The sequence below is a fragment of the Faecalibacterium butyricigenerans genome, assembly GCF_020687345.1.
In the GTDB taxonomy this organism is placed as follows: Bacteria; Bacillota; Clostridia; order Oscillospirales; family Ruminococcaceae; genus Faecalibacterium; species Faecalibacterium butyricigenerans.
Map to the genome: position 1 here is coordinate 1 of NZ_JAJEQL010000054.1, position 6,951 is coordinate 6,951.

The 6,951-nt window shown below is 52.2% G+C and carries 7 protein-coding genes and 1 pseudogene; 3 read left to right on the forward strand and 5 right to left on the reverse strand.

All coding sequences use genetic code 11. The annotated features are described in order from the left end of the window. On the reverse strand, positions 1-667 hold a 667-nt coding region (locus tag LKD23_RS12425; protein ID WP_227621909.1), incomplete at its 3' end, for a DUF6017 domain-containing protein. Between the two features lie 408 nt (positions 668-1,075). Between LKD23_RS12425 and LKD23_RS12430 the strand changes: the two genes are divergently transcribed. Further along, positions 1,076-1,327 (forward strand): DUF6061 family protein, encoded by a 252-nt coding sequence (locus LKD23_RS12430; protein ID WP_227621910.1) that lies wholly within the window; start codon positions 1,076-1,078, stop codon positions 1,325-1,327. 44 nt (positions 1,328-1,371) lie between these two features. Here the strand turns inward: LKD23_RS12430 and LKD23_RS12435 are convergent, their stop codons facing one another. Genes LKD23_RS12435 through LKD23_RS12450 form a run of 4 tightly spaced genes read right to left on the reverse strand, consistent with a single transcriptional unit; the run spans position 1,372 to position 4,674 of the window. After that, on the reverse strand, positions 1,372-2,073 hold the full coding sequence (locus tag LKD23_RS12435) for a succinate dehydrogenase/fumarate reductase iron-sulfur subunit (RefSeq protein ID WP_015536699.1): 702 nt from the start codon (positions 2,071-2,073) through the stop codon (positions 1,372-1,374). Next, positions 2,070-3,623: an FAD-binding protein gene (locus tag LKD23_RS12440; RefSeq protein ID WP_005935834.1), complete on the reverse strand. Its 1,554-nt coding sequence runs from the start codon at positions 3,621-3,623 to the stop codon at positions 2,070-2,072. Before LKD23_RS12440 ends, LKD23_RS12435 begins: the two co-directional genes overlap by 4 nt. Beyond that, positions 3,620-4,159: a hypothetical protein gene (locus LKD23_RS12445; RefSeq protein ID WP_005935830.1), complete on the reverse strand. Its 540-nt coding sequence runs from the start codon at positions 4,157-4,159 to the stop codon at positions 3,620-3,622. The genes LKD23_RS12440 and LKD23_RS12445 overlap by 4 nt, the downstream gene beginning before the upstream one ends. Then, the gene (locus tag LKD23_RS12450) at positions 4,147-4,674 is read right to left on the reverse strand and encodes a DUF6921 family protein (protein ID WP_005935827.1); all 528 of its coding nucleotides are present in this window, start codon (positions 4,672-4,674) and stop codon (positions 4,147-4,149) included. The genes LKD23_RS12445 and LKD23_RS12450 overlap by 13 nt, the downstream gene beginning before the upstream one ends. 232 nt (positions 4,675-4,906) lie before the next feature. Between LKD23_RS12450 and LKD23_RS12455 the strand changes: the two genes are divergently transcribed. Together LKD23_RS12455 and LKD23_RS12460 are read left to right on the forward strand one after the other, a co-directional pair. Next, positions 4,907-5,263, forward strand: a complete 357-nt coding sequence (locus LKD23_RS12455) for an ArsR/SmtB family transcription factor (RefSeq protein ID WP_015536701.1) — start codon at positions 4,907-4,909, stop codon at positions 5,261-5,263. 73 nt (positions 5,264-5,336) lie between these two features. Further along, a pseudogene (locus LKD23_RS12460) lies at positions 5,337-6,878 on the forward strand (heavy metal translocating P-type ATPase); the annotation flags it as partial. Positions 6,879-6,951: the final 73 nt, after the last annotated feature.

A 6,951-nucleotide genomic window follows, 5' to 3' on the forward strand; every position in this document is an offset into this window, starting at 1 on the left:
TGCGGTTGGTGCAGACGGTTTCCAGCAGGATGTCCACGATCTCGTCCAGCTGCTCCCGGTCTATCCGGGGATTCTGGGTGAGGGTGTCATACTCGATGTTTTCCAAAATCAGATCCCGGTAGATTTGATAGGCCGCTTCCTTTCGGCTTCCTGTCCGTTCCGGCGGCGGTGCCGCTGCCTCGTCCTCGTCCAAAGGCAAGGGGTTTGGGGAATGGATAGGAATGGAATCGGTATTTAATCCCTCTTTCTTTTGTTTTTCTGTAATTAGTTTATCTTTATTTAATTGCATTGGATTTTCCAATGTAGGGTTTTCCTGCGTGGGATTCTCCAACGTTGGATTTTCCAATGTAGGTGAAACCGATGCAGGAACGGGCTGCGGCAGCTCGAAGATCACATAGTCTGCACCGCGCAGCCGCCCTTTCTCATCCCGTTCTCTGGAACGCTGGATGTAGCCTGCCTGTTCCAGTTCCCGGATGGCCTGCCGTATCGCGTCAATGCTTTCCCGGTTGATACGGGCCAGCCCTTGCAGGGTGTAGTCCCAATCTTCCGGCAGGGAGAGCATTTGGGAAAGTAAGCCTTTGGCTTTCAGGGACAAGGCCCGGTTCCGCAGATGGTGGTTTGACATGACCGTGTAGCCGCTGTTCTTTTCTACCCGAAATACTGCCATTTCACGGATGCCTCCTTTCGTTGTAAACAAAAAAAGCAGCGTTCATTTGCTCCCGGTGATGGGAGAAGTGAACGCTGCGCGTACTTGATAATTTTTAGGTTGTGTGGTATATAAAAGGCAACTGGATTTCAAACACAGCTACCCATCGGGGTGCGATACAAGCAAGTTGCTATCCGACGACCCCAAAAACAAATTGTACTACGATTGTTTTTGAAAAGTTCTGTATCACTACTCGCACCAAACCATGAAAATCCGAACCTTTTCTCGATAGGAGAAGGGTTCGGATTTTTTGTATTCTTTGGAAAACAGAACGAATCCCTTGCTTCCATCGAAAAACGTCCTAGACCTTATCATAAGAAAGCACGACAGACCACGGTAAGAGTGCCGTAAGGCGGAAAGGACACAAACATGAAGTACGATGAAAGAGCTTGCAAATTCATCATGGATACCGGCTGCGTGGAGCTGCTGCTCCGGGATGGGAGAATGATCTCCATTGACTGCACTGGGGTCGAGGATGAATTGGACGTGACCATGGCGCAGAGGTCGGAGTTAGATTATCTCATCTACAATGACCCGCTTGGCTATGCAGACTTGATTCTGAACGGCGAACCAGAGGAGTATCTGAAGAATGTGGCGGGAAGTCACGGATTAGAAGATTAAGCATAAAAGGGTATGCGGCTATAAACCGCATACCCTTTTACACTTTATCGCTTCCAGACCGCTGCGGCATTGGAACGTGACATCAGTTCTTCGACCGGGATTCCGGCTGGGCAGATGTCCTGGCACGCAAGAGATTTTCCGCAGCCTTCAAAATAAAGCTGACGATACGCATTTGCGAGTTCTGTCTGATGGGCAATATCCTGTTCTTCGTTCAGAATACGGTAAGCGTTGACGGGCAGAACAGCTCCAGCAAATTCACTGTTCGGGTCAAAGTTCGGGCAGACCTCCAAGCAGCAGCCACAGAGCAGACACTTAGCAGATCGATACCGCTGGCTGTGCGTATAGCTGGTCTGGAACGCATCTCCTTCCAGCCACAGCTTTGTCCGCTTCAGTGCTTCAAAGATCACGGAACGGTCTACGACCAGATCTTTCACCAGTGGGAATTTGCTCAAAGGCTCCAGAGTAACAACGCTTCCCTTACAGTCCCGCAGAAAAACGGAACAGGCAAGACGAGGCAGACCATTGATCCGCATGGCACAGGCACCGCACTTGCGTATCATGCAGCCGCATTCCCACGCAATGGGGGAAACGACCGTTCCGCTCTTTTCGCACAGAGGGCTGCGGTGATTCAGCTCGTTCAACACCGAAGCAATCGAGGTGTCCGCACTTCCCTCAAAGGAAAACTCCTGCCAGCAGGGTGAAGCCTGCGGGTTTTCCTGCCGTTTGATTCGGATGGTGTAGTTCATAAATCATGCCGCCTTTCGGGGATGGATTCAAAGCTGATGGCGATATGCTGCCCGTTCCAGTGTGCCACGGTGGTTTTGCAGTAAACGGCATCGTTGCGTTGGGGATAATCTGCCCGCCAGTGCGCACCCCGGCTTTCTTTTCGGGCGAGGGCACTTTCCAGCATGGCACAGCCCAGAAGCGGAAGGGTGCCAGACAGTTTGCGGATTTCCTGAATGCCCGCTTCCAATGTCTGTGCATCCCGCACGACACCGAGTGCGTTCAGCAGGATACGATTCATCTGCATTTGAGCGTCCGGGGAAAGTTCGGGCAGAAGGGATTCTTCGGCACAGGGCATATTGGGGGAACTGACTGTTTCCCGGCAGGCAGTTTCCGCAGCAATCTGTCCTCCATAGATTGCACCCAGAAGAGAATTTCCACCCAGACGGTTTGCGCCATGGTACTGAGCGCAGCATTCACCGGCAGCGTACAGATTCCGCATCGAAGTGCGGTGCCGCTCGTCCACCTGAATGCCTCCCATAAAGTAGTGGATACCCGGCAAAATCGGAATGGGTTCTTTGCGAATATCTTTGTGCAGATAGGTCTGACAATCATCCACCAGTCCGGCAAGTTTATGCTCCATGACTTCTTTAGGAAGCTCTGTCATATCAAGGAACACCTCATAGTCACGGCTGACCGTCCAGACTTCCCGCGCGGTGATGTCACGCGGCATCAGGTTGCCGAGTTCCGGATATTTTTCTTCCATGAAATACCACGGCTTCCCGTTCCGTAATGCAAACAGCCGCCCGCCCTCACCACGGGCGGCCTCACTCAGAAGCATCCGTTTTTCGCCCAGTTCGACCGTGGTAGGGTGGTACTGGATCATTTCAAGATTTGCCATCGGAACGCCCAGACGGAACAGTTCTGCGGTGACTTCTCCGGTATTGGCAAGAGAGCCGGTCGTATCACCGAATAAGCCATGCAGCCCGCCTGTGGCAATCAGGACGGCATCGCATACAAACCGCAGCAGTTCGCCAGTATAGGTGTCCTGCACTGTGCAGCCACCGCAGATGTTCCCGGAAAGCAGCAGGGTGCGGAACTTATGGTGTGGAAAGCGTTCGACCGTTCCTGCGCTTTCTTCCCGGCGCACAGCATCAATCAGAGCGGTCATTAGCTGCTTTCCCGTATCGCTTTGTGCAAAGGCCGTCCGCTTTTTCTTCTGTCCGCCAAAATTCCGCAGGTCGAGTTCATCGTCATCTGTCACGTTGAATTGTACTCCCAGATGGTGCAGGCTGCGCACCAGTTCGGACGCAGCCTGCGTCATCCCCCAGACTGCATTCGGGTCAGCAAGTCCGCAGGCAGCGGTCAGGGTATCTGTATAATGCTGCTCCGGGCTATCCTCCTCTCCCTTGGTATTCAAGGCTGCATTGATTCCGCCCTCTGCCATAACAGACTGCGCCCGCTCGGAGGCAAGGGAGGACACCAGCTTTACCGTCCAGCCGTTTTTCACAGCAGTCAAAGCAGCGGAAAGCCCTGCCAGCCCTGCACCCACGATCACCAAAGTGTGTTTCATACATTGTTCCACCCGATATAATATAGAATGATCGAACCGGCAGCAAACAGCACCAGTATAGAAAGAATCAGATAGAGGTCGCCGCGCTGCTCCTTATCCCGGACGATGCCCAGCGATACCAGAAGGGGTCGGAGATTGAGCAGAAGATGCACAAATACCGAAGCAACCAGTAAAAGCTGCGTCAGCAGCCGGACCGTTGTGAACGGAAACAGAATGTATACGCCGTCCTGCACTCTGCCGAACACGCCAATATGGAAAAAGAGCATGAGCAAAATAGCAAGCCCACTGGTGCGCCTTGCCCAGAACAGAGCATTCTGCTTTCCGTAGAGTTTTCCGCCGGACCGGGAAGCCCGGAATGTCTGTGCGGTCAGCAAAAGCCCAAGGACGGTGTGCGCCGCCAGAATGCCAACGCCGATCCATGCCAGAAACTTTCCTGCCCCGGAACTGATGCCCAGCAACATAAAACTGCCCATCAGCCCATGAAGCAGACAGATGAAAAGTAGCAGAACGGAGAGAATGGTGTTCAGTTTTCGCATGAGGGGTCCTCCATTTCTTCTGCGGAGAGCAGAAGGATGTCTGCATCCGGCAATGCTGTTGCATCAAGCGTATTTTCCGAAACCAGCAGCAGTTGATACCGCCCATTGATTGCACGGGAACGCAGCATGGTTTCGCTGTACTGCTTCAACGTGACATCTGCTCCGGCAGCAGTCAGGCGTTCACAAAGAGCCGTTGCATAGCAAAGCAAGGGATAGTCTGTTTCGCAGACCGAAAGCGTCATGTGCGGCAGTCCGGCATCGGAAAGGACTTCTGTCTCACCGGAAACAAATGCTTTCAGATCATTCCGGAAATCCGCATCGGAAAACGGTTCCAGCGCAGGGTTGATGCAGAACAGATAGTTGCCCTCCAGCGGTGCGGCCATCTGTGCGGCACGTTTCGCTTTCGGGGTCGCACCGGTCAGCCCATCCAGAATAGAGGGCGGCGAGTGCATAAATACGCCAAACGCGGCAAGAAATCCCAATGTCAGAACCAGAGTGATGAATTTTCCTTTCACAGGCAGACCTCTTTTATTTATTGCATGGTTGTTCAAATGAAAAATCTTCTGCGCAAAATACGGCAGTTGAGTAAACGCTCAACTATATTGTATGCGAAATAAGGAGGCTGTCAAGGTCTGTTAGACGACAAATCGCAGGAAGCAGATGCTAACTTTTCCTCTTGACAACGGAGGAAGAGCAGATATAATATGATTGAACGGTTGTTCAACTACAAAACAAGGAGAACGTCTGATGTCAAATTCTTTATACACCTGTAATTGCGATGTGATCCATGAGGACATCGTGAACGATGTAAAAGGCAAAATGCAGCCGAAAGACGACTACATCCAGCTTGCATCGCTTTTCAAGCTGTTCGGAGATGGCACAAGAGTGCAGATCCTTCATGCTCTGGAACAGAGCGAGATGTGTGTATGCGACCTTGCGGTTCTGCTGGGCGTCACCAAATCGGCGATCTCTCACCAGCTGAAAGCACTCCGGCTTGCCGGACTGGTCAAATTCCGCAGAGAGGCCCAGATCGTGTATTATTCGCTGGCGGATGATCATGTAAAGGAGATCATCGACAAGGGATTTGAGCATTTAAGAGGATGATCGCGCAAGCGATTATCTTTTTGTCTTTTAAGTTGAGCGATTGAACAATTAAGAAAACGTAGTGGAGGTCAAAATGAAAAGAGTATTCATCCTGAAAGGTCTGGATTGCCCGAACTGCTCAGCAAAAATCGAGAAAGAAGTCGGTGAGCTGGGTGGCGTGGCTTCTTCGACCGTGAATCTGATGAACCAGACATTGACTGTTCAGGCAGGAACATCGGTGGCTACCTCCCTGCTGGACACCGTTACCACGATCGTCCACAGCCACGAGCCAGATGTTGAAGTGTCGGAAAAGACCGAACCTGCGGTGACGAAAGTCTATCTCCTGAAAGGTCTGGACTGCCCGAACTGCTCAGCAAAGATCGAGAAAGAAGTCGGTGAGCTGGATGGCGTGACTTCTTCGACCGTGAATCTGATGAACCAGACAATGACTGTTCAGGCAGGAACATCGGTGGCTACCTCCCTGCTGGACACCGTTACCACGATCGTCCACAGCCACGAGCCAGATGTTGAAGTGTCGGAAAAGACCGAACCTGCGGTGACGAAAGTCTATCTCCTGAAAGGTCTGGACTGCCCGAACTGCTCAGCAAAGATCGAGAAAGAAGTCGGTGAGCTGGATGGCGTGACTTCTTCGACCGTGAATCTGATGAACCAGACGCTGACTGTTCAGGCTGGAACATCGGTAGCTGCTTCCTTGCTGGATACCGTTACCACGATCGTACACAGCCATGAGCCGGATGTTGAAGTGTCGGAAAAGCAGCTGGAAGCGACTGCACCTGTCAAAAAGGATGAAAAAGCGGCGGTCTATAACGATGAGGATAAGAAGCGCACGATACGGCTTGCCGTGGGTGCTGTGGTCTATGCAATCGGTATGGCATTGACCGTATTCGCAAAGCTGCCGACTCTGGCGGAACTGGCGTTTCTGATTGTGGCGTATGTGATTCTTGGCTGGGATGTCGTATGGCAGGCAGTGAAAAATATCACCAGAGGACAGGTGTTTGACGAGCATTTCCTGATGAGTGTTTCCACGATCGGCGCATTTGCCATCGGGGAATACCCGGAAGCTGTTGCAGTTATGCTGTTCTATCAGGTCGGAGAGTTCTTCCAGTCGCTGGCGGTAAAGCGTTCCAGAAAGTCCATCTCTGACCTTATGGACATCTGTCCGGATTCGGCGACCGTTAAGCGGAATGGCGTATTGCAGGTCGTTTCTCCGGAAAGCGTTGCGGTGGGCGAGATCATCGTGGTAAAACCCGGTGAAAAAATCCCGCTGGATGGCATCGTTGTGGATGGCGAATCCATGCTGGACACCAAGGCACTGACCGGCGAATCTGTGCCGAGAAGCATCCGCAAAGGCGATGAAGCCCTGTCCGGCTGCATCAACCAGAGCGGTTTGCTGACGCTGAAAGTCACAAAGAGCTTCGGGGAATCCACGGTATCGAAGATCACTGACCTTGTGGAGAATGCTTCTGCAAGAAAAGCTCCCACCGAGAACTTCATCACGACCTTTGCACGATACTATACGCCGGTCGTTGTTGGAATGGCGGCTGTGTTGGCGATCATTCCGCCGCTCGTCCTTGGCGGCGGCTGGTCTGAGTGGTTGCGCAGAGGTTTTGTGTGGAGCGCACCGGATTGAAAGTCGGCTTGCGTAAGTTTGAGCTGAAAGAACGCCAGATGCTTTTGAACGGCAAGCG

Coding starts and splice junctions, on each gene's coding strand:
- LKD23_RS12440 (WP_005935834.1), bottom strand. CDS start 3,623: ATGAAACACACTTTGGTGATCGTGGGTGCAGGGCTGGCAGGGCTTTCC.
- LKD23_RS12435 (WP_015536699.1), bottom strand. CDS start 2,073: ATGAACTACACCATCCGAATCAAACGGCAGGAAAACCCGCAGGCTTCA.
- LKD23_RS12445 (WP_005935830.1), bottom strand. CDS start 4,159: ATGCGAAAACTGAACACCATTCTCTCCGTTCTGCTACTTTTCATCTGT.
- LKD23_RS12455 (WP_015536701.1), top strand. CDS start 4,907: ATGTCAAATTCTTTATACACCTGTAATTGCGATGTGATCCATGAGGAC.
- LKD23_RS12430 (WP_227621910.1), top strand. CDS start 1,076: ATGAAGTACGATGAAAGAGCTTGCAAATTCATCATGGATACCGGCTGC.